The organism is Paenibacillus sp. FSL M7-0134 (assembly GCF_038007865.1).
In the GTDB taxonomy this organism is placed as follows: domain Bacteria; phylum Bacillota; class Bacilli; order Paenibacillales; family Paenibacillaceae; genus Paenibacillus; species Paenibacillus polymyxa_B.
On sequence record NZ_JBBOXV010000001.1, the window covers coordinates 3,447,344 to 3,471,681 of the forward strand.

Here is a 24,338-nt window from a genome sequence, read left to right on the forward strand (position 1 = left end):
GCATTAATGCAACACTGATATCCAATTTCCAGTATCCTAAATTAGTGCAATAAATGTTGTAAAGTTAGTATGGGCAGTTACCTGATTCATTCATTATTATAAATGCTGTAATCTACATTACCTAGAGTGGGGTGACAAAGTTGAACGAAAGTAAAAAGAAGACGGATCGGCAGTCTGCTGATGGTAGGTGTGTTGACATGTCGGCCGTGTTGAACGGGTGTAGCAGCAATAGCGAGCGGTCACAAGCCGGGTGACACAAAAACTACATGTGCCAGACTGGAGATAAGAACGGTAAATACGATCAACCGGTAACAATTACGTATTTGTGACCATGGGGTTCAGATGTTAAGTTCAAACCAGGAGAAATCATACCAAATGGACAAAAGAAAAGCTGGGAATCGAGTTGAAAAATCAGTAGGTTTCTCCATCCACAAACAATGCATTTAAGACAAAACTGCGTTTGTCTCTTGTATCAAGCGCTGACTTGCTGATATTATTTCATATCGCGGCGAATTTAATTTGGTTCGAGAACTGATTGAATCTCTGACAAATTTGTGGAAGCCGGCGAATTGTTTGATCAATATGCTGACGAGACATGGAAGGAATGTCGAGGGACAAGAACATGGCCCGATTACCAATTATCCAACAAATGGTAGTCATCTTGAACTTTCGAGTTCGTTATCCGTTTCACGGATCGACTTTATCACAAATTCAGAGAAAGCTTTTACTGTTGGAGATAACCACTTTTTCTTTTTAATCAGCATATGGGAGTATATCGGATCGAACTTTTCGGAATGACTTACGATTTTAAGTTTTCCTCTATTCACGTCTTCTTTAACTGTAATATAAGGCAAAAAAGAAAATCCAAGCCCACTCATAACGGTTTGTTTAATCGCCTCAATACTCCATAACTCCATTGTTTGAAATGGGTGAATATCATGCTTTACAAGATATCTTTCAAACATGGTCCGATAACTACAGCTTTCTTCATTCGTAATAAAAAAATGGTTGGTGTTCTCTCGCTTATATTCATCGAAATGGTCTGGACCGTCATTGCTGCACACCAGGACAATGTTCTCCTGGGCCAAAGAATAATGAATGCATTTTTCCGGATGTATTTCCGGGTAGACCATGAAAGCCACATCTACACGTCCACTGATTAAGTCAACCTGGTTTTGTTCACATATACCGTTGATAAGGATGAATTTGACATGAGGATATTTCAAAGAGAATTCCCTTATAATCGGGCTTAATCTAGAAATTGTTAAAGACTCTGGTGCAGCCACCTTTATAGCACCTTTAACCTCCTGGTTGCTTCGTATATTTCTAATCTGGTCATGAGTAGCCAGTAGATCTTCTGCCAGAGGTATTAATTCTCTCCCTAATTGAGTAAGTTTCAAGTGCCTTCTTTCGTAAGTGAAAAGCTCCCCGCCAATCTCTTCTTCAAGCGACTGTATATGGGCAGTGATCGTGGACTGAGTGTATCCCAATTGCAATGCAGCCCCTGTATAACTTCCGATTTCGATAATCGTCTGAATGTAATAAGGTGTCTAATTTCCATCGATGTTCTCCTTAGGTTTAATTTCTATCGATAAAAATGATAATGATTTTGAATATTTCAATTTTATTAATGAACAGATCCATCATACAATGGAATCCTTCTGATCGTAAATTAATCTACAAGGGAGGAAACAATGAATGGAACCGTTCAAAATTTCAATTCCAGAGCAACAACTGCATGATCTGTCTATCAGACTAAAACAGGTTCGATGGCCTTCGAGTTTCTCTGTAGAACCATGGGCTCTGGGGACAGACCGTTCCTTTTTAAAGAGATTAGTTGATTATTGGAGCACGGAATACAACTGGCGTGAACAGGAAGCATGGTTAAACCGTTTCCCGCAGTTTATGGAACATGTGGATGGCTTCGATATACACTTTGTACACGTTCGGGGTGAAGGCACATCCGCACGACCACTGTTGTTGACTCATGGATGGCCAGGATCATTTGTAGAGATGTTAGAACTAATCCCTTATCTAACAACTCCATCACTATATGGTGGACATGCTGAAGAGGCTTTTGACGTGATTATTCCCTCATTGCCAGGCTTTGCATTTTCGAGTAAACCCACACGACCGGGAGTGGGGTCCAAATACGTAGCTACGCTTTGGGCAAAACTTATGGATCGTTTGGATTATGAAAGGTATTTGGTTCAGGGAGGGGATATTGGAGCAGGGGTCTCAACATGGTTAGCATTCATGTACCCTGAACGGGTGATGGGACTTCATCTCAATTATATTCCAGGAAGCTACAAGCCACCCCTCACTCCGAATACACCATCTGTTAGCGAAGAAGAGCAAGCTTACTTAGACATCGTAGCTGAGTGGTTGGACCGAGAAGGTGCTTATAGCGCCCTTCATAGAACGAAGCCGGAAACACTGGCTTTTGCACTAAGTGATTCCCCAACCGGTCTTGCCAGCTGGATGGTAGAAAAATTTCAAGGTTGGAGTGACTGTGACGGGGATATCGAAAGGTCTTTCTCACTTGATCATATCCTCACTAACATATCGATTTACTGGTTTACCAATTCGATTGCTTCTTCCATGCGAATATATACTGAAGGTACCAAAATGCCACTGCATTTCACCGAAGATCAGCGTGTTACTGTTCCAACAGGGGTTTCCTTATTTCCCAAGGAGCTGCCCACGCCTCCCCGAAGCTGGGTAGAACGCGCCTATAATATTACGTACTGGGAGAAAGCGAATAAAGGCGGTCATTTTGCCGCTATGGAAAATCCTAAATTGTTTGCCGAACATCTAAATCATTTTTTTCATTCCATAAGCATCTGATAGTCTCTATCCTTGAGAGGGTTATGAACAACCAGTACATTTTTTACCAGACATACATTTACCCCTTAAAGGGGAATGGACACAAAGTTGGCCCTCAAACTTTGTCTTAGAGATTACCACAGTGAAACTGGAGTTGACCTGACTACTAAGATCATGTGAAAAGGGGCAAATTTTGTGTTACTGTAAAATATGTAAATGCAAAGCGGTAACACAACTCAATATTCTTCTACAAAATCACATATGAGATTCATTCCGCTACGGTAGGTTCACATATTAGTCCATATAAAATGAGAAAAATATCGGAGTGTATACACTTAAATAGATACATTTATCCATACTTCTCTTAATTATAATTCAGCCAAGTATATTCACAACCTCAACCATACTACACAGCTTCGATATTGTTATATGAATAAAACTGATCGAAACCGTCAGTATCACTCACTAATCTCAAGGCAAAGGAGCATAGATGATCCAACAAAATAACCAGTACTCTTGAATGAACTTACAGGGCAAAGAGAGCTTGGAATAATTCAATGCGCAATAAAAAGCTCATGTCGTTGGCTTTGCGTCTAGTTATCGAAGAAAAAAAGGACATTGACCATTTAATTAGTCGCTTATTTAGCGGCTTTTTATATTTTGGAACGACTGCCCGAACTAAAGATGAGAGATTTTATTATATTTCCGGAAAGTGTACAGTTCATACTTTGGAAAACCTGACAAGGCCTTAATCGATATGTGGGTGAAAAGGAAAACTGAAGAGGGGGTTATTCGAAAAAATAAATGCGGTGAAACTTGGGGGCACAGTCTAATAAAGCAATTTAATCGCTCTGTAAGCTTGCTAATGATCTCAAAAGAGGGCATCGCATTTCCTTTCTCAATTTGACTAATGTAACCTCTGGTTCCAACATCTCTAGCTAGATCCTTCTGACACATTTATAAACCTTTTTGTAAGTTCTTTTTCTTCTTCCTAGTAAATAAGAATCTGTGTAGCCACGGTATTGGAAGAGGGAGAGGGCTTGGTAATTACAATCGAGCCCTTTTTATTTACAGGTGCAGGGTATGTCGTTGAGCAAACGGATGGATGGCCTTTATGTGTACCCGACAATAGCTTTGTGGCACAACATGAGCATACCATAATAAGGTGTATCAGCCGAAAAATATAAGAATAATCAAAATCTATAAAGAATGAACTGTACCCTGTCAGTCAGACATGAAGAAGAAACTATGTCTACTTGGCAGGGTACTTTCATTGGTTTCTCTGACTTAAGGAGGAAGAATTGATGTGGAAGAAATGTAGTTTGTTTTTATTAGTTCTAGCATTTGTGTCGATTTGCATTTCTGAAATGCCTGCGTCTGCTGCCAGCTCTACAATTACCAAGCATATAGGAAATTCTAACAATGAAATTTGAAATGGAAGGAGAAGATGTCAAAACGTGCTATGACAGATGAAGCCAAAGCATTGAATCCTTGTTTTTCAATCTTCTATGCCGTGAATATGAGAAAAGGCTGAACCAGCTTGTGAAAGCTTTTTATATTATTTTGTGCTGCTATCCTTCCACTGAGAAAGCTAGGACAGAATCAGGATTTTGAGGCTTCTTTGAGGATGTTATTACATAAAAGCGGATCTTAATACAATCTTAATGCTGTAGGCAAATTCGTAATACGGTACTGATTTTGCTCATGATATACTATGGATTGAGAGAGAATATAGTAGAGGGTGGGCACAAGATGGCAGCAAAACAGAACGATGCCGGGTCCATACTTGATCGAATTACTGACTTGCCGGTAAGAAAAAGTAGAGGAAGACTGAAAATTTTTGTTGGATATGCACCAGGTGTTGGGAAGACCTGTGCAATGCTTAGCGACGCTCACGAAGAGCAAAAAGAGGGTATAGATATCGTAGTTGGATATATTAAACATTATGCCCGGCCATACACTACGGCGTTGTTGGAAGGACTTGAACTTCTTCCTTACATCAAAATTTCAAATAAAGAATCCTCAACTAAGGAATTTGATCTGGACCAAGCGCTCCAGAGAAGTCCTGACCTTATTTTATTGGACGATTTGGCCCATACCAACGCGGCAGGATGCCGACATAAAAAAAGATATCAGGATGTGGAGGAACTTCTTCGCGCAGGAATTCATGTATATACGACGATGAATGTTCAACAGATTGAAAGTCTAACGGATATTGTCTACTCCATTACTGGCATTTCCGTTGACGAACGCATACCGGACAGTGTATTTGACAGTGCTGATCAGGTGGAATTAGTCGATATTGAACCGGATGATTTAATAGGACGTTTGAATAGGGGAAAGATTTACCTTGAGGAGGAGAATACACAGGCTCATTTATTTACCAAAGAGAAGCTGACGACTCTACGTGAAATTGCTTTGCGTAATACAGCAAGTCAGTTAAACCGAATCGCGGAGCAAATCAGTGAGCAGGCGAAAAGAAATGAATTTGATACGAAAGAACATATTCTGGTCTGTCTGTCTTCGGCTGCTTCCAATAAGAAAGTGATCCGAACAGCAGCAAGAATGGCGGCAGCTTTTCATGGTCATTTCACCGCGTTGTTTGTGGAAACACCAGAAGCGAGAGAATTGACATCAAAAAATAAAGCGGAGTTAAGGGAGAACCTTAGGCTGGCTGAGCAAATGGGTGCACAAATCGCAACGATGTATGGAGACGATATTCCAGGACAGATTGCCGAATATGTCAAAACAAGCTGTGTATCGAAAATTGTCCTAGGACGCTCCCCTTACAAGAGGAGAGGGCTTGCAAAATCCAATGTAAGTGATAAACTAACGGCCTTACTTCCTAATATTGAAATCTATATTATCCCCTATACTCAGTCTTCCTTCTATAAAAGATTGCCTTTTTACGAAAAATACCCATTGCTGTCGTTGGCAGATACTATCAAGACCATTGCTATCTTGGCTGTGTGCACAATTATTGGCTTGTGGTTTAAGTATTTGGAATTCCGAGAAGCTAACATTATCACCGTGTACATTCTGGGAGTTTTGTTAAATGCAATTGTGACCAAGGGCAGAATGTATAGCGCCATTTATTCGGTTATGAGTGTACTTGTGTTTAATTATTTTTTTACCGAGCCTTATTATTCTTTACAGGCTTATGATTCAGGCTATCCGGTCACCTTTCTGGTCATGCTGGCTGCTTCTTTCATGACGAGTACACTAACTATGCGAGTAAGAGAGCAGGCTCGGCAATCCGCGCAAAAAGCTTACCGTACCGAGGTGCTTCTGGAAACAAGCCGGAAATTGCAACAGGCCAAAGACTCTCCGGCTATTATTAATGAAATGGCACATCAAATGGTAAAGTTGTTGGACAGAATGGTCATTTTCTATTCAGTTGACCAAGGGGTACTGTTGGCGCCGCAGTTTTTTCCAAAGAAAGAATCTGCAGTTGATCCAGGGGTCTACACAGGAGGCAACGAACGTGCAGTTGCAGAGTGGGTATATAAAAACAACAAGCGTGCAGGAGCAACGACGGATACTTTTTTTGGCGCTAAGTGTCTATATCATGCGGTGCGTGGAGGAGAACAGGTTCTTGCGGTGGCAGCTATTGTAATGGATGAGGAAGAACCTTTAGAAGTTTTTGAAAATAGCCTAATGCTTGCCATGCTGGGAGAATGCGCGCTGGCGCTAGAGAAAGAAAAACTGAACGAAAGACAACAAGAGATCTCCATGCAAATCCAGCAGGAGCAACTCCGTGCCAGTCTGCTTCGGTCCATTTCTCATGATTTACGCACTCCACTTACCAGCATCTCAGGCAATGCGGGGATTCTTCTTGGAAACCCAGAGGTACTAAACGAGGAACAGAAAAAAGGTCTATATACGGATATATATGACGATTCCATGTGGTTAATCAATTTGGTAGAAAATTTGCTGTCTATTAGTCGAATCGAAGGTGGTACTCTAAATCTGAATTTTCAGGCAGAATTAATGGAGGAAGTCATTTCGGAGGCTCTGCTTCATGTGAATCGCAACAGTGTGAAGCATGTCATTCAGACGGAACTGGATGATGAATTGATGATGGCTCGAATGGACTCCCGACTTATTGTTCAGGTATTGATCAATATGATTGATAATGCAATCAAGTATACCCAAGATGGCTCTCACATCACAATTTCAGCAAGACGCGAGAGACATATAGTCATTGTAGAAATCTCAGATGATGGCCCCGGTATTTCTTCAGAAGAAGTCAAGGTTAGACTGTTTGAGATGTTTTATACGGCAGACAACATTCATGGGGACGGACGTCGTGGATTAGGATTGGGGCTTTCTCTGTGCAAATCAATTGTGAATGCTCATGGAGGTACTATTGGTGTTAAGGACAATATCCCTAAAGGGACGGTTTTTTATTTTACCCTGCAAGCTGAGGAAGTGAATGTTCATGAATAAACCTTTTATTCTTGTTGTGGAGGACGATAAACCCATCCGCAAGCTGATTACGACAACGCTGGAGACACAGGGGTATAAATATCATACGGCTGAAACAGGGGAAGCATCGATTTTAGAAGCAGTATCCAAGCAGCCGGATCTAATGATTCTGGATTTGGGGTTGCCGGATATGGATGGTGTAGATATCATAAAAAAGTTTCGTGCATGGTCGAATATGCCTATTATTGTGGTCAGCGCACGCAGCGAAGATCGGGATAAAATAGATGCGCTGGATGCCGGAGCGGACGATTATCTAACAAAGCCCTTCAGTGTAGAAGAACTGCTGGCCAGACTTCGAGTCAGTTTACGAAGAATTCGAAATGACAGTGATAAGCTCCTGAAGGATGCTTCCAGCTTTATTAATGGAAATTTGAAAATTGATTATGCAGCAGGATGCGTATGGATTGGTGAAGAAGAAATTCACCTGACCCCAAGCGAATATAAACTGCTTTGCCTGCTGGCAAAACATGTAGGCAAAGTACTGACCCATAATTTTATCCTGCATGAAATCTGGGGCAACCACAGCTATGACATTCCTGCCCTGCGTGTGTTTATGGCAACGCTGAGAAAAAAAATAGAAAAAACATCATCACAAACTAAGTTTATTCAAACACATATCGGAGTTGGTTACCGTATGCTTCAGGTTGGAGATGATGGCTAGGTAACAATACCATTATGTAATTAGAGATCATGCTCTTATGGAGCATGGTCTCTTTATTTTTCATCTGCCACTAAATCTTAAGATGATCTTTATACCTATATGAAAACCCTAATCCTAAACTAATGGTGAAAATGTTACGCTGAACTCTGAAGTAAAGAGGATAAGGAGGTTCGGCATGTGAGATGGGCACTACCTTGTTCGTCTGTTTCATCGGCTAAGCTGTCAACTGAGTGAAAGGGAAAGAGGTATGGGGAATGAATGAAATTTTAACAAGTGCGGGTCTGATCTCAATTGTGCTGGCGGTGCTGTATTCCGTTAAAAAAATATATGATTTTATCGATTTGCAGAAGGTGACACGGAAGGATATCTATGAGAACTATGATATCTATAAAGCAGCTCAGAAGTTTGCTCTCGGTACACCCGTCGATGAGATCAGAGAAATCCTGACAAACAGCTATGAGTTAGACGATAACCAGGTTGAAGAGACAATGTTTTTGGCTCTTCCTCATCGGAACGATACCGATGGTGGTTATCTTGCCTTTATCAAGGCTGTAAATCGGGTGCTGGAACAAGAGGTTTATAGCTAAACTCCGAAAGAAGGAAAAATATGAATCGTCAGGCCGCGTTACCTGGTGTTTGCTCCCAATCTGGCCGGAGAACAATTTCTACAAGCGCTGAGTGAAGAAGAAAAATTATTTGTTGCTGGCATCCAATCCTGATCAACAACACCATTTGTAAGAATTAGGAGTAGAAAATGTTATTGAAAGCTTAGAAGGCTTATTCCACTTGTTGAAGACGGAGTGAGCCTTTTTTACATGCAGAAAATTCAACTACAATAAGCAATTAAAAACGGCAAGTCATATATGCAAAGAGAAAGGGAGAATAAGTTCTATAAATTCCATGAAAGCGTTTGACATATTTGAATATCAATCTATAATTATGAACAGAATTGGACCTCACTGAGATGCAAGTATCCTGATTTTTTCAATCTGAATCGGATTAAGATGTCGCCAATTTTCAAATAGGTCGCTGCCTATGAGGAATACGATAATTGATAGAGCTGTTGTTCATAAACAGCAAGCTTCATAACCAGGGGCTTGCTCTTTCATTTACCTAAGGAGAATGGGTCGGAATGACACTTAAAAAAAGAATCTTTTTATTGTTTTTTCTCAGCGCGTTTATTCCCTTTATCAGTATATTTGCAATTTCTTACTATACCATTGATTCCATTTTTGCGAATAAAATCAATGATGGAATTCGGAGCAATCTACAGCAGGTAACTTCATCACTGGAAAATTCAATTACCAACCTGAATCATGTTACTCAGCAATTATCATATAGTGGTACATTAGGAAAAAAACTGGATGAAGTCTTGAAGCCTTCCTCCAATATATTTGAATTGATTGAGGCTAGAGATGAATTAAAGAATGAGTTAAATGTCGTAACGTTTACTAATCCGAATATAGGTCTGACCTTATACTATTTCCAGAAAGAAGGCACTACACAGTTCGCTAACTTTCCCATCAAAGATCGTTTTTCTCCCGAGTCTTTGCCTGTGCTTTCCAAATCATATGGCATTGCGTACTATGGTCCCCATATGAGTATGAACCGATTTGATGATCAGCTTGTTTTATCTGCTATGCGAAAGGTACAGCTGCCTCAAAGGGACGATATATATATTTACGTCGAATCCGGCTTTCGTCTTACACAGGATATACTGGGTTACAATCAATACAAAGGAGCTTTATCGCATTTAATCCTGAATGGTGAGGGCAACATTGTTTACAGTGAAATTCCAGAAGCGATGAAGGTCGGAGAGAATTTCTCCAGCATATCGAAAGGTACTGCAAAAGATGGAATATCCCGTGATTACCATTGGTTTAAGGAGGACTCCAGTCAGAATTGGAGCGTCATATCGGTAATTTCGCAGGCTAAGTATCAACAGGAGAAAAACCAATGGTTGCTTCAAATATTACTGGTCGCTTTATTTTTTCTCGGCTTTACCGTATTTCTGGCTTGGCTTCTGTGGAAGATGGTTTACAAACCACTAGGTCTGTTCCATTCGGAAATTAACGGAATGTCTCAGAATCCACAAAAGGCAGGAAGCCAGACCCGCACTCAAATTCCCGAGTTTGATTTTCTGTTGGGAGAATTCTCAAATATGCAGCATCAAATCGGCGACCTGTTCAAGGAAGTGCAGCAGAAAGAGAAGATTCGTGCAGATTTGGAAGTGGAAAAATTGTTATATCAGATCAATCCTCACTTTCTAATGAATACGCTGGATACTGTGCACTGGCTGGCCGTCATGAACGGACAAGGAGAGATTGACAAGTTGGTGCAATCCTTAAACAAGCTGTTGTATTACAATTTGGGTAAATTAGGGCAAGTATCCACGATGGAAGAGGAAATTGATGCGCTAAGACAGTACCTAATCCTGCAGCAAATTCGATATGACTTCGAATTTGACGTGCGTATTTCAGCGGATGATCAAGTTCTTCAAATACCTGTGCCTCGTTTTATTCTGCAACCGTTGGTTGAAAATTCACTTTATCATGGACTGAGTGACGAAGGTTTTATTCAAATTGAAGTTACACTTGCCAAAACGCTGAATATTTTAATACAGGATAATGGAGCAGGCATGACCGAGGAAGCGATTCAAAGACTTCTGAATAATCGTATAGCTGAACATAAAAAAGTAGGGATGGGCATCGGACTCAATTATGTCCACCGCATGTTGAGGGCACAGTATGGAGATCAAGCACAACTGGTGATCGAAAGTGAATTGGGTACAGGGACAAGTATACTGCTCATACTTCCTATCAAAGGAGAAGATGTCTGAGGATGATTAAGGTATTGATAGTGGATGACGATAAATTAGTACGAAAAGGAATAAGCTCCGCGATGCCGTGGAACGAGTTCAATATGGAGGTTATAGGAGAAGCAAGTAACGGGTTGAAAGCACTGGATTTTCTGAAAGCCCAACCGGTCGATCTGATGCTGACAGATCTCGCGATGCCGGTGATGTCAGGTATTGAACTGATGCGAGCTGCAAGGCAGCTCTATCCAGAACTACATATTGTTGTATTAACACTGCATCAAGATTTCGATTATATCCAGGAAGCGCTCAGACTTGGAGCCATCGACTATATAGCCAAAGTTCAGCTCGAGAAGGAGCAATTCGAACACGTGCTGCATCGAATACATACCCGGATTGACGAGCTGGCGAATACAAGACGAAAGCTGCCTCTGCTAAGTGAGACCAATGTCCATTATCGCCATGTGTATGCACTTGTTTCACTGGATCGCAAGTCAGGACAGAGCTGGCCGATTGAACTGACATCCAATGTAGACGAGATCCGATGGGAGGTTGAACGGAACAGCTGGATGTGGACGGCACCCATGGACGTAGAGGATCAGCTGTTCCATAAACTGAAGGAATCCCTGGATCAAGTTCCCCAAGTCGCCTTGCTGGTTATGTCCGATGTACAAGAGCGAACATGGTCGCAAATCCAAAACTGGATTATGAATTATACAGAAACGTCCTTATTCTATGCATACAATCCTTATGATCCTGTCATTTCCGTTTCGATGAATGTGGAGGACTCATTTCCAATAGAACCGCAGGATGAAGACATGGATCGTATTAGGCAAAGTTGGTTCCTATCACCATGGACCCACAATGACAGTTATTACAACCAACTGATTGAACAGTTCAAATCACTAAGACTGCATAAAGGCCAGCTGATGGGATTGCTATACTCTATAGTTATGGAATGGAATCACCTTTTTGCTCAGACTACGTTGGGTAGAATCTCAATGATCCATTCTTTTCAATCCTGGTACGAGGTAGAAGATTGGATCAAGCAGACCTCTGTGGGCATTCGTAAGGCAGATGAACAGACTTCGTATTCACAAGAAATTGTAGACGCCGTGAAAAAAGCGATTATGATCATGCAAAATAATTTGGACCAAGCTTTTACAGCTTCAGGTCTGTCCCAACAACTGAACATCAGCCGAAGCTATTTCAGTCAATGCTTCAAGGATTTGATGGGGAAAACCTTTAATGAGTACTCCCGATTTATACGAATAGAGAAGTCTAAAGAGTATTTATTGAATACAACCAACACGATTTTCTGGATTGCGGAGCGAGTGGGTTATACGGATGAAAAATATTTCAGCCGAATTTTTCGCGAATTGACAGGTCTGCTGCCAAGCGAATATCGACAGCTCGGCAGAGGGGATAAATAGCGTACTCTCCCAGATGACCAATAATCCGGGCGAAAGAAGGGAAAACGATGATTAAGAAGATGGCTGCATGTGTTCTTGTCGTCAGCTTAATTACAGTGACAGTATATTTCAGCAACCCATACTTCCGGGAATCGCCAAGGGGACCAACGAAAACAATCTCGGACACTGCCGCTGCCGATCCATTGGGGAAATATGAATATCCCGTTTCCATCCGACTGGGATATGTGGTAGATCCAACAGGCGCGGATCTCTCAGGAGGAGAAACACTTGAGAAGAATATATGGAAAACGATGATTAAACAAAACCTTAACATTGATGTCCAGGTATTATGGCAGGTGTCGAAGGAAAATCTGAGTCAGAAAATCGATCTGGCTATCGCCAGCAATGATCTGCCGGATGCCATGATTGTAAATCAGCTGCAGCTGAACGAGATGATCAAGGCTGGAGAAATTGAAGACCTAACCGAGGCATACAATAGTAGCGCATCACCGGAAATAAAAAAAATTATTGATAGCACAAACGGATTGGCTATGGAACAAGTGACCTTCGATGGCAAGATGATGGCTGTTCCTTCTGTGACAGCGGAAGACTTCAGCATGCTCTGGATTCGACAGGATTGGCTGGACCGTCTTGGACTGAAGCCGCCGAAAACGGTAGATGATCTGGAAGCTATCGCCAAGGCCTTTGTAGAGAATGACCCAGATGGAAACAGTAAGCGGGATACGATTGGCCTTGCTTCAAGCACTGGACTGTATAACGATTTCAACAACAGTGCTTTTTCTTTTGATCTAACCCCAATCTTCGCAGCATTTGGATCTTTCCCGGGATATTGGCTGAGCAAAGATGGAAAACCTGTATACGGTTCGGTTCTACCGGAAACGAAGGAGGCCTTGGTCAAACTGCGTGAAATGTACGCCAAAGGCCTTCTCGATCCAGAACTGGGTATCCGCAAAGAAGCGGAAGAAACAGTTATTAACGGTCAGGCGGGGATGTTCTTTCAAGGTTTTTATGCTGGGTACTGGCCCCTTCCGAGCGCTTGGCAGAACGAGCCGGAGGCGAACTGGCAAGCATACGCACTCCCGCTGGATGCAAACGGAGCATACCATGTGAAGGTGGATAATCCGTCAAGTTCATTCTTGGTGGTACGAAAAGGATATGCTCATCCCGAAGCGATCATTAAAATTAACAATCTGTACCTTCGTGATGAGTTCAAGTACGGTACGCGTTTTATGCTGGGCCGCAATTTCTTTGCTCCGGCAGATGAAGCACGATATGAATCGAAGGCAGCGCAGGATATTCTGATGGGAACCAAAACACCCGCCGATTTCAAGGACAAGTCTGAATACAAATTGCTGGAAAACTTAGTTTCGACAATAAAACAAACCAAATTGAAGCCTTATGATCAATATGGTATTTCCTATTGGAATGAACACAGCGACAGCTTTATGCGGGGTTATTCGCTTCTTGTAGGCGGAAGAAATTTTTTCGATCCAAACATCCATAAAGTTCAAAGCCTTACCTATATACGAACTCCAACGATGGAGAAGGCTTGGGGTGAACTATCAAAACTGGAACATGATACATTTTTAAAAATTATTTTAGGCGCTGAACCGATCGATTCATTTGATCAATTTGTCGAGGAATGGAAGGAACAAGGGGGTGATCAAGTGACTGTGGAGGTGACTGCACACCATAATCATCGCTGAAGACCATTATGAATGTGATACGATAAATTCTATAAGACACTCTTAAAATTCCATTAATCAAGCCGACGATTCCTATTTCAGGAGCTGCCGGTTTTTTTTGTTCTTCACTTTGATTAGTAAGTAAGGATAGACAAATGTATGTCGGTAGGTAGGATAAATGCTTACAAGCCAACTATGGCTTCATGATCCCGAATGAAACCGTATACATTTCTCTATCCAAACAGACGTTCAATCCCTATCTCGATTTGTCTTCTCCGAGTCTTATAATGAAAGCGCAAACAACAATGATAGAGAAATATTCAAAACGAAGGGGAATCGAATGTGATGAGAACTAAATGGTTCATAAAAAGAAACATGTTGACGAGACGTCTGGCCGTGTTGTCGATGTCTGCCCTGATGATTTCAACCCTTGCAGCCTGTGGGGGTTCCTCCAACCCTCCCACTGCGGAGGAAGCGGGCAAGTATGAGGTAACACCGGGAGACCCATTCAGTGCCTATAAAGACGAAATAACCGTAACGATGGGTCGTGTGACTACAGCCAACCCGAAACTGCCGGCTGGAGATACGTATGAGAACAACGCGTATACTCGGCTGGTCAAAGAAACATTTAACGCTCAGATTAAAGACCAATTTGAAGCCAACGGAGAAGATTACAGCCGTCAGGTTTCTCTCGCCATCGCCTCTGGGGAACTGCCTGACATGATGCGTGTCGATTCCAAGGATGAACTCAAAGAACTGGTTGATAATGATCTGATTGAAGATATGACGGAAATTTACAAGCAGTATGCCACAGATAACATCAAGAACATTTACGAATCTTATGAGGGCCGTGCATTAGATAATGCGACGATAGATGGACGTTTAATGGGACTTCCGGCTACTTCCCTAGATTCCGCGCCAACCATGGTCTGGGTTCGTCAGGATTGGCTGGATTTACTGGGTATCCAACTTGACGCAGACGGAGACGGGGCCATCAAGCTGGATGATGTGGAGAAAACGGCCAAGGAATTCCTGAAAAGAGATCCTGGCCAATCCGGGAAACCGGTAGGTATTCCCTTTGTGAACACCCTTAATACAAGTGACTATAATGGTTCCGCCTATACCATGCTGGGAGTTGCCTCCACCAAGGGTGCATTCCCTCAATACTGGATGAAGGGAAAGGATGGCAGCATTGTTTATGGCTCGACAACAAAGGAAACCAAGCAGATGTTAGGCGTCATGGCAGATTGGTTCAAGAGAGGCATCATCGACCCGCAATTTGGAACACGCACATTTGATGATATTACGGCACTGTACACCAACGGCCAAAGCGGTATTGCTTTTGGACCATGGCATATTCCCGACTGGGGTCTGAGCAGCGTGAAGCAGATGGATAAGAATGCGAAATTCACGGCTTACACTTTGGAGGATGCAGACGGAAAGGTAAACGTGGCACACGCCAATCCAGCCAATCAGTTTATCGTTGTGAGAAAAGGATATGAACACCCGGAACTTGCCGTTAAAATAGTAAACCTTTTCTACGATAAACTGGCAAATGATAAAAATGTGGAAACATCTATGCCAGAAGCCGCCAAGTATCAAGAGAACGGCGTAGACGGTTCTACCAGACCTTTTAATATTGAAGTCAACTCGGCTACCTCGCTGCTGGATGATTACTCTGACGTTGTTCGCGGGATTAAAGGGGAGATTAGTCTGGATCAGGTCCGGACAACCGAATCAAAGAACAATATTGAAAGTATCCAAACCTACTTGAGCGATATGGATACGGATAACGTAACAGCCTGGGCGAAATATCACTCGCGTATCAACGGAGTGGGACTCATCGACAAACTGACACGGGAAAACAAATTCGTCTGGATGACACCCGCTTTCTCTGGCACTACACCAAGCATGAAACAAACATGGGCTAATCTGACCAAGATGGAGCAGGAATCTTTCATCAAAATCGTGACTGGTGCAGAATCTCTGGATTACTTCGATACTTTCGTTAGCAATTGGAAGAAACAAGGTGGGGACCAGGTAATTCAGGAAATTGAAGACGAGGCTGCATCCGAAAAATAAACAATCATGAACTGCTAGAAGGGCCGCGATAAGCAGCCTTTCTTCAGGAAAGGGGTCCATCCATGAAACAGGGAAATGATAGAGCAAAAGTTCGGTTGGGCACGGGTGCCATGTATCATATGATGATGCTTCCGGGAATTTTATTTTTACTGGTATTCAGCTATGTTCCGATGGTCGGTGTCATTACGGCGTTTCAGGATTATATACCAGCCAAGGGGATGTTTGGCTCAAAATTTGTAGGGCTGAAGCATTTTATTTATATGTTTAAGCTGCCGGACATCGCACAGGTTTTTAGTAATACGTTGGTGATTGCCATTGCCAAGATTCTATTGGGAACAATGATGGCTATCATTTTTTCCATTTTGTTAAATGAGATCCGCATCAAATTCGTTAAAAAATCCGTACAGACAATTGTTTATCTGCCACACTTTCTATCCTGGGTAGTTCTAGCATCCGTGGTTGTTAACATGTTCAGTTTGGATGGAATTGTGAATCAAATTTTGGCTTTTTTCGGTCTGGAGAATATTAATTTTCTCGGCAGCAACACCTGGTTCCAGCCGCTGATTATTGGGACAGACGTGTGGAAGGAGTTCGGTTACAGTTCCATCGTCTATTTGGCTGCAATTACTTCGATTGATCCGGGTCTGTATGAAGCGGCAGGAATGGATGGAGCCAGCTGGTGGAGAAAAGTATGGCATATTACATTGCCAGGTATGCTGCCTATTATCCTGCTCATGGGAGTGATGAGTCTGACCAATATTTTGAGTGCCGGCTTCGATCAAATTTATAATCTGTATAATCCGGTTGTCTATGAGTCGGGAGATATTCTGGATACTTATGTATATCGGATTGGACTCGTTGGGCGACAGTATAGCTTCGGTACGGCTGTTGGCCTGTTCAAGTCAGTGATCGGTATTGTTTTGCTATTGTCCGCCAACCATTTGGCCAAGAAATACACCGACCGAAAAATATTCTAAGGAGGCAAAGCCTATGTCATATTCTGTAAGCCTAAAAGATCGAATTGGCCGGTTTGTCATCAATGCCATCGTCATATTGCTGGCATTGATCTGCCTTCTTCCGTTATGGAATATCGTTGCGATTTCATTCAGCAGCAGCGAGGCCGTGTCAGCTAATGCTGTAGGTCTCGTACCGGTCAATTTTACAACAGCAGCGTATACGAAAATTATCGATGATGCTCAGTTCTGGCGTTCCTTTGGCATATCTGTTCTACGTGTTGTGCTCACACTTATTCTCAACATGATTCTTATTATTTTAATGGCATACCCGCTCTCCAAGTCGAAAAGGGAATTTAGGGGCAGAAACATTTATATGAATGTTATGATTTTTGCCATGTTGTTCAGCGGCGGGATGATCCCGAGTTATCTACTGATCAAAAACCTCGATATGCTTAATACAATTTGGTCGCTTGTTCTACCGGGAGCTGTCCCTATATTCAGTGTCATCCTTGTCATGAACTTCTTCTCTGCTGTACCTAAGGCGCTAGAAGAAGCAGCATTCATCGATGGGGCGAATCCGCTCCAGGTTCTGTTCAAAGTGTATGTTCCCGTGTCCATCCCTGCGCTGGCGACGGTAGCACTATTCAGTATCGTGGGAACGTGGAATGATTTTTTTAGCGGTTTGATCTATATGACCCAAGTCAGCAATTATCCGCTAATGACTTATATTCAGTCCCTTAACGTGAATATTGCCGAACTTCTTCAATCCGGCACCAACTCAGCACAACTCAGCAACCTGACTGAAATATCAAACAAAAATCTAAATGCTGCCAAAATCGTAGTCGCTGTCATCCCGCTACTGCTGATTTATCCGCTGCTTCAAAAATATTTTGTGACTGGAATTGTTGTAGGATCGGTAAAAGAGTAATTGTATGATGCGACTTGATTAAGATAAAAACACTATGCGTCTATTGGAAAGGTTGTAATGAACAATGGAAAATAAAAATTGGTGGAAAGAAATCGTTGTATACCAGATATATCCACGGAGCTTTCAAGATAGTAATGGTGATGGAATCGGCGATTTGAAAGGAATTGTTTCCCGTCTGGACTATTTGCAGCAACTCGGTGTCGGTGCGATTTGGCTATCACCAGTTTGTAAATCCCCTCAGGATGATTTCGGTTATGATATTTCGGACTATCGGGATATTGATCCGATGTTCGGGTCTTTGGATGATATGGGGATGTTAATTCATGAAGCTGGGAAACGTGACATTCGAATCATAATGGATTTGGTGTTGAACCATACTTCCGATGAGCACCCATGGTTTCAAGAAGCAAAAAAAAGTAAAGAAAATCCGTACCATGACTATTATGTCTGGAGAGATGGCGTTGAAGGAATGCCACCAAACGACTTGGGTTCCATCTTTGGTGGTTCAGCTTGGGAATGGGTACCCGAGATAGGACAATATTATTTACATCTTTTTTCTGTAAAACAGCCGGATCTCAACTGGGAAAACCCAAAAGTCCGACAAGAGATTTACGAAATGATCAATTGGTGGATAAGCAAGGGTGTAGGCGGTTTTCGGCTTGACGTAATTGACTTAATCGGAAAAGAGCCAGATTTGAAAATTACCAGCAACGGGCCGAATCTGCATAAGTATATCAGGGAACTCAGCAAGGAGACGTTTCAAAAAGCAGGAGACCTGCTGACGGTTGGAGAAACATGGGGCGCTACGCCAGAGATCGCCAAATTGTATAGCAACCCGGACGGCAGTGAGTTTTCAATGGTATTTCAATTTGAACATATTAGTTTGGACGAACAAGAGGGGAAAGGGAAGTGGGATCTTAAGCCTCTAGATTTTCAAGAATTAAAAAAAGTGTTATCTAAATGGCAGACAGAGCTGAAGGGGGATGCCTGGAACAGTTTGTTTTGGAATAATCACGACTTACCCCGAATCGTTTCTCGTTGGGGAGATGACGGAGAATACAGGATAGAATCGGCTAAAATGTTGGCAACCCTTCTTCATGGCATGCGAGGCACACCATACATTTATCAGGGGGAAGAATTAGGAATGACGAATGTTCAATATCCAATTGAAGACTATCGGGATATTGAGTTACTAAATTTCTACAAAGATAGAATTGAGAAAGGATACCCTGAAGATAAAGTTATGGAGTCAGTCTTTGCAAAGGGGCGTGATAACGCTCGAACACCAATGCAGTGGGACGCTTCCGACAACGCTGGTTTTACATTAGGGAACCCTTGGATTAAAGTAAACCCGAATTATAAGGATATCCATGCACAAGAAAGTTTAAATAACCCTGAATCCATATTCCATTATTATCGGAAACTAATCCGATTAAGGAAAGATCATGAAGTGATCATATATGGGGATTATGAGCTGATGTATCCCGAGAATAAAGATTTGTTCGCATACACTCGAACGCTGAAAGGAACCAAACTACTTGTAGTATGTAATTTTCAAAAATACACAACCCATCTCCCACTTCAGAAAGAGCTGGCAGAGACTAAACAGCTGCTAATATCCAATTATCCAAATAACATGTCTGATATAGAAATGCGTCCTTATGAAGCGAGGATGTACCTTATCGATACACTCAATAAATGAAAATGAATATCGTACAAAAGTGTATGATCAATAAATTTCTAATCTTAACTGGTTGAAAAATATTTATGAATTGAATTTAGAATAAGGGAAAAAGGATCAAGCAATATGAAAAGGGCATGGTGGAAAGAAGCTGTGGCTTATCAAATTTTTTATGGACTCCAATGGGGATGGCATTGGTGATATAAAGAGGATGATTCCTTTCATAGTCGAGGTATGAAAGGAATCATGGATTTGTTGATCAATCACACAAGCGACGAACACCCGTGGTTTATCGAATCAAGATCTCTTCGCTAGATTTGATTACTTACAGAATAAAGCTGAGACAAGTGACCTAAAGCCATATATCCAGCGCAATGTTATGGCCAAAATGGATTTAAATGTAGTTAAAGAAAGCCAAGAAACCATTGCCAATCGTATGGATGGGAAAATTCTCAGGGAAGACGATTTTGAGTCATTTAGGCAGTTTATATCTCATGATTTCGGAGAAATCAATAAAGAGAATAAACGTATTATCAATTTCCATCAGTTTAATCGTGAACGGGATACAGCCATTGTTTCCCTCATTTTAGGATCTGGTCTTAGGCTCTCTGAGGTAGCAGGTATTAACATTGAAGATCTGGATATAAATAAAGCTTTAGTGCGTGTTATACGCAAAGGTAATAAAGAACAATATGTATATTTCAGCAAGCGTTACTGGATTTAGAAAATTATCTGCAGATCAGAGAATCTAGATATATCCCAGAAAAAAACGAACCTTTTTTGTTTATTGCAGCTCCCATAGGTCGTAAAGGAAAAAGCAGACGCTTAACTCAGCGATCCATAGAGAAACTGATCGAAAAATATGCTACAGCTTTTGGAAAACCAGCTTTAACCGTGCATTCTCTGAGACATTCATTTGCAACGCGTTATCACCTGGAGAATAATGATGTACCTAGATTAAAAAATCAATTAGGGCATTCATCCATTCAAACAACAATGATTTATACTCATTTAACTGATGAAGAGATGAAGAATGCAGTGAATAATATGGATAAGTAATGTAAACCTCGAAAGAAATCAAAAGTAGTTTTATAACTACTTGTAATGATATATTTTACTGAAACAAGAGAATGAACATGAGAATGTGACAACAAGTTTACCCCTCAGAAGGAAAATGACAACAAGTTTATCCCTTTCAAAGAAAATGGTATCAGAAATATGATATTCAAAAATGCTTTAGGCTTATTCCAACAGAAGTCATATAAGAAATGGGGTAAACTTGTTGTCACTGAACATCAACGGACAAATATCACGTGTCGGATGATAAAAACATTATCTCATTAATTGCTGCGGAAATCGCGGCTTTTTTATTTTATGAGATAAAGTTCTTGTCAAAACCAAATGACAAGAACTTTATCTCATCACCGATTTTGACAAGAATATTATCCCATTTCCAACAAACCAATTCGGGTTATTGTACCATTTCACGATAGGAGCACCCCTTGAGTCACGGGCTTGATCGTTCACAGCCGAAAGTGGAAGATCTATAATCTTAGGATCATCATCGGAAGTATTGAGAAGCACATAGACGAATTGAAGACTTTATACATTTTTACAATAAGATACGTGCCTGTTATCTTCTGTCGCAATTTCTATTTTAGCGGCTTTTTTATGTTATCGGTACAAGTTCTTGTCCCGAGCCAAGGACAAGAACATGTTCCGATTGCCGATTTGATGATGATCTAAACAGATAACTTACAGTCCACTATTCACCACAACACACAAACTGATGTTCATTCGAAGGTCATGTTTGATTTTCGTGTGTAAAACTGGGTGGAGAGTTGGCTATTTCTGATGAGACGAGCGAATACAGGTGGGTTCCAAAGGAAAATGTTCAATTCAGTAAGCCCATTAATATACGGGTGAAACCTTCTTCCAAGATGAGCCACTATACAATCCAACGTTTGCTTTCTTCAGGCACAACAGGCTTGGTTTCATCTGAACGGGCAGGATAGAGCAATAGCGACAAGACCTATCCCAGTAGTTCTTTGGCTCCGTTCATCATTAAGGGCATAGCCTGTTTAACAAATGATTCCGCACTTATTGGGCACCCCTCATTGTTCCAAACGTAAGCAGCCCCATACATCCCCCAACTTAACATGATAGAAGCTGTATTTATTAAGAAGTGCGCGTTTGGACTCGATGGCATCTTGTCTTTGTCTATAAAGGAAAGAAGTATCGTTTGAATTTTTTCCTTTATTTGAATTTCGAATACAAGTCCAAGCGATGTATACCTTCTTTTGCACATCGTGCTTAGACCCTTGTGAAAATCGCACACACCCAGAAAAATACTCTGAATTGTTTCTTCATTTAGAACTTCGTGACCGTTTATTCTACGATTTATGATTGTCATAAATGATTCCATTAGTTTGGCCTCAAGAATTTCGAATTTATCTACAAAGTGCGCATAAAAAGTCGCTCTGTTAACAGTAGCCCGCTCTGCAATATCCCTAACGGTTATCGATTCAAAGTCTTTTTCTTGAATTAATGAAGCAAAAGCGTCTTGAAGGAGTCGCCGTGTACGTATCACACGAGGATCAGCTTCATTCTTTTTAATGGTCATCGTTAAGATCTCCCCTAATAAAACGACATTATAGAAATGGTGTTGTCTATACAACGGTTTATGGTTATTGATGATTGCGTACCATTCGGTTGGTATTATAACATATAAATACAACAAGTGTTGTTCAAACTACTAATGTTGTATTGAAACAAAATGCAGAATGCTGCTTTTCCAAAAGGAGGAGAGAACCATGTCGGTTTCACAACCGTCACTAACGATGGAGCACCAACTTTTTTTTGATGTTATTGGAGAACGCCGGTCAGTTCGTAGCTATGATCCCGAGATCAAGATTTCGCGGGAGGAATTGACCGAAATATTGCGGCAAGCCACGCTCGCTCCTTCAGCCGCTAACCTGCAGCCGTGGCGTTTTCTAGTTATCGACTCGCCGGAGCTGAAGCAGAAGCTGCTTCCGATCGCATTCACTCAACAGCAAGTGGTCGAGGCTTCGGCTGTCATTGCGCTACTCGGAGATTTGGAGTGTTATAAATCGGCCGAGAAAATCTACGGAATGGCGGTCGATGCGGGTTACATGCCTGCAGAGACGGCTAAATCGTTCGTGGAACGCTATACCGGGATGTATTCGAGCATGCCGCCCGAGGCCATCCGCGAAAAAGTTTATACCGACGGCGGGCTAGTATCGATGCAACTCATGCTTGTCGCCCGCGCTAAAGGCTACGACACGGTATCGATGGGCGGCTACAACAAACAAAAGTTCATGGAAGCGTTCCGGATATCAGAACGCTACGTTCCGATTATGCTGATCGCCATCGGCAAGGCGGCGAAGCCCGGTCATCCGACGGTGAGGCTGGCAGTTGATGATGTAGCTTTCTTTAACGAAATGCCTAGAGAATAACAAAATGAAAAAGACTTGGCGCCCGCATAATCAACGGCCAGCAGAGACTTGAGGGATACCATCGTTAATTTCAATTCTTGTTTTGCTCGATTGCTCGGGACGGTAGTACAAAAAGATACCAGCTTGAAGCGCTCGCAAAGATTGAACAGCAGATGCTAATGTTGTAATCGTTCCTTTCGAATAACAACGAAGTTATTGGTGGTATTCAGCTTACAATTAATTATTCCGAGGTTTTCGAGATTAGGTACAACATGAGGTTAAATTGAGGGTGTTCGTGTAGACAGGATTATTATGGCAAAGGAATTGGAGAGTCCCCATTTTGTTATACTATTAATGAGGCTAAAACAATGGGTTACGAAATAATCTAACTGACAACCATACACACCGTAAAGATGCTACAGATTCAATAAACGACTTGGATTTGTTGCTAGTCAAGATAGTATGAAATTCACTCAGTAATTAGTCCATACAACTAACGCGAAACGTTAGTTGTACAACAGTATGGAGCAGTTTTGCCAGTTGGCAGCTGCTCCATTTTTATTAAGCTAACCAGGCTAGCGCAGCCGGCCAAACGATCGGCTGATCTTTTCATTACGCTTATGGGCAGGTTAGTGGAATTAATGTAAAGAAGGGAACACTTCATAACCGTGGCCTAGAATTGCCGAACCCCATTAGGTAGCGTTTGCGTAAAAGCGAAAGGATAAAGTTCTGAGATACATTCAATGCTACTTCGGATAAACTTGATTCTTTTCAAATAAATTCCTAACCTGATCGGCCATAAATTGTGTGGAATGCGGCATTTGATGACGTACCCACCACTCCACAATGCCAATAAAAGCAGAGGCCATGAATTGGGCTTTTAACTCATTGTCGATAACGGGATTATTGTCAGTACTTTCCATTTTATTCATAAGATTGACTGAGATGAAATTCAGCAATCGGTCCCGGAATAGAAAGGCTCTTTGATTGGAAAACATAGCAGAGAAAAACTGGAAATTGTCACGCAAATAATCAAAAACCGGTTTGGGCTCTTGTACCATTCCTTGGCTAAGCGGATTGGCCTCCCGTTTCTTGCACAACGAAATCAATTCGTTGATGTGATCTTCAATGCATTTATCCAAAAGGTCGTATTTGTCACTGTAATGCAGATAAACGGTGCCGCGGTTAACATTGGCAAGCTCCGCTATCTCGTTAATAGTGATTTGTTCAAAATCTTTTTCCGAAAAAAGCTCCAGAAACGACTTCGTTATGGACTGCTTGGTTCGGAGAATGCGTCGGTCGGTTTTAACAGCGTTTTCCATTCCTTT

General features: G+C 41.7%; 15 protein-coding genes and 3 pseudogenes. 14 read left to right on the forward strand and 4 right to left on the reverse strand.

Annotated features, from left to right (window positions below; translation table 11 throughout):
- Positions 1-656: 656 nt before the first annotated feature.
- Positions 657-1,561: pseudogene (locus NSQ58_RS15560) on the reverse strand (LysR family transcriptional regulator).
- A gap of 137 nt (positions 1,562-1,698) precedes the next feature.
- Between NSQ58_RS15560 and NSQ58_RS15565 the strand changes: the two are divergent.
- Positions 1,699-2,847: an epoxide hydrolase family protein gene (locus NSQ58_RS15565; protein ID WP_028541598.1), complete on the forward strand. Its 1,149-nt coding sequence runs from the start codon at positions 1,699-1,701 to the stop codon at positions 2,845-2,847.
- A gap of 657 nt (positions 2,848-3,504) precedes the next feature.
- Here NSQ58_RS15565 and NSQ58_RS26790 read toward each other — a convergent pair.
- Complete coding sequence (locus tag NSQ58_RS26790) at positions 3,505-3,783, reverse strand: helix-turn-helix domain-containing protein (protein WP_076159626.1); 279 nt, start codon at positions 3,781-3,783, stop codon at positions 3,505-3,507.
- Positions 3,784-4,578: 795 nt separating this feature from the next.
- Between NSQ58_RS26790 and NSQ58_RS15570 the strand changes: the two genes are divergently transcribed.
- The 12 genes and pseudogenes from NSQ58_RS15570 to xerS all read left to right on the forward strand — a co-directional run.
- Entirely contained in the window at positions 4,579-7,275 is a 2,697-nt protein-coding gene (locus NSQ58_RS15570) for a sensor histidine kinase KdpD (RefSeq protein WP_341057704.1), read from the forward strand.
- Positions 7,268-7,975 carry a response regulator gene (locus NSQ58_RS15575; protein WP_023988805.1) on the forward strand — a complete coding sequence of 236 codons (708 nt, stop codon included), beginning with the start codon at positions 7,268-7,270 and terminating at the stop codon, positions 7,973-7,975. Before NSQ58_RS15570 ends, NSQ58_RS15575 begins: the two co-directional genes overlap by 8 nt.
- Positions 7,976-8,229: 254 nt before the next feature.
- The gene (locus tag NSQ58_RS15580; protein ID WP_068939613.1) at positions 8,230-8,562 is read left to right on the forward strand and encodes a hypothetical protein; all 333 of its coding nucleotides are present in this window, start codon (positions 8,230-8,232) and stop codon (positions 8,560-8,562) included.
- Between the two features lie 545 nt (positions 8,563-9,107).
- Positions 9,108-10,814 (forward strand): sensor histidine kinase, encoded by a 1,707-nt coding sequence (locus tag NSQ58_RS15585; RefSeq protein ID WP_279833808.1) that lies wholly within the window; start codon positions 9,108-9,110, stop codon positions 10,812-10,814.
- 2 nt (positions 10,815-10,816) lie between these two features.
- Positions 10,817-12,223, forward strand: coding sequence for a response regulator transcription factor (locus tag NSQ58_RS15590; RefSeq protein WP_028541594.1), 1,407 nt, complete (start codon positions 10,817-10,819; stop codon positions 12,221-12,223).
- A 47-nt stretch (positions 12,224-12,270) separates the two neighbouring features.
- Positions 12,271-13,929 carry an extracellular solute-binding protein gene (locus NSQ58_RS15595; protein WP_341057711.1) on the forward strand — a complete coding sequence of 553 codons (1,659 nt, stop codon included), beginning with the start codon at positions 12,271-12,273 and terminating at the stop codon, positions 13,927-13,929.
- Between the two features lie 324 nt (positions 13,930-14,253).
- Entirely contained in the window at positions 14,254-15,990 is a 1,737-nt protein-coding gene (locus NSQ58_RS15600; protein WP_069079931.1) for a sugar ABC transporter substrate-binding protein, read from the forward strand.
- A 62-nt stretch (positions 15,991-16,052) separates the two neighbouring features.
- Positions 16,053-16,967: an ABC transporter permease gene (locus tag NSQ58_RS15605; RefSeq protein WP_023988799.1), complete on the forward strand. Its 915-nt coding sequence runs from the start codon at positions 16,053-16,055 to the stop codon at positions 16,965-16,967.
- A 13-nt stretch (positions 16,968-16,980) separates the two neighbouring features.
- A complete protein-coding gene (locus NSQ58_RS15610) occupies positions 16,981-17,874 on the forward strand; it encodes a carbohydrate ABC transporter permease (RefSeq protein ID WP_023988798.1) in 894 nt (297 codons plus the stop codon).
- A 64-nt stretch (positions 17,875-17,938) separates the two neighbouring features.
- Entirely contained in the window at positions 17,939-19,576 is a 1,638-nt protein-coding gene (locus NSQ58_RS15615; RefSeq protein ID WP_076265008.1) for a glycoside hydrolase family 13 protein, read from the forward strand.
- A gap of 105 nt (positions 19,577-19,681) precedes the next feature.
- Positions 19,682-19,861: pseudogene (locus NSQ58_RS15620) on the forward strand (alpha-amylase family glycosyl hydrolase); the annotation flags it as partial.
- A gap of 7 nt (positions 19,862-19,868) precedes the next feature.
- Positions 19,869-20,614, forward strand: a pseudogene (xerS, locus tag NSQ58_RS15625) (tyrosine recombinase XerS); the annotation flags it as partial.
- Between the two features lie 973 nt (positions 20,615-21,587).
- On the opposite strand, the gene NSQ58_RS15630 reads toward xerS, so the two are convergent.
- Positions 21,588-22,178: a TetR/AcrR family transcriptional regulator gene (locus tag NSQ58_RS15630; protein ID WP_023988795.1), complete on the reverse strand. Its 591-nt coding sequence runs from the start codon at positions 22,176-22,178 to the stop codon at positions 21,588-21,590.
- A 190-nt stretch (positions 22,179-22,368) separates the two neighbouring features.
- On the opposite strand from NSQ58_RS15630, the gene NSQ58_RS15635 reads away from it, so the two are divergent.
- Entirely contained in the window at positions 22,369-23,031 is a 663-nt protein-coding gene (locus NSQ58_RS15635) for a nitroreductase family protein (protein WP_023988794.1), read from the forward strand.
- A gap of 725 nt (positions 23,032-23,756) precedes the next feature.
- Here NSQ58_RS15635 and NSQ58_RS15640 read toward each other — a convergent pair.
- Positions 23,757-24,332, reverse strand: coding sequence for a TetR/AcrR family transcriptional regulator (locus NSQ58_RS15640; RefSeq protein WP_341057713.1), 576 nt, complete (start codon positions 24,330-24,332; stop codon positions 23,757-23,759).
- Between the last annotated feature and the right edge of the window lie 6 nt (positions 24,333-24,338).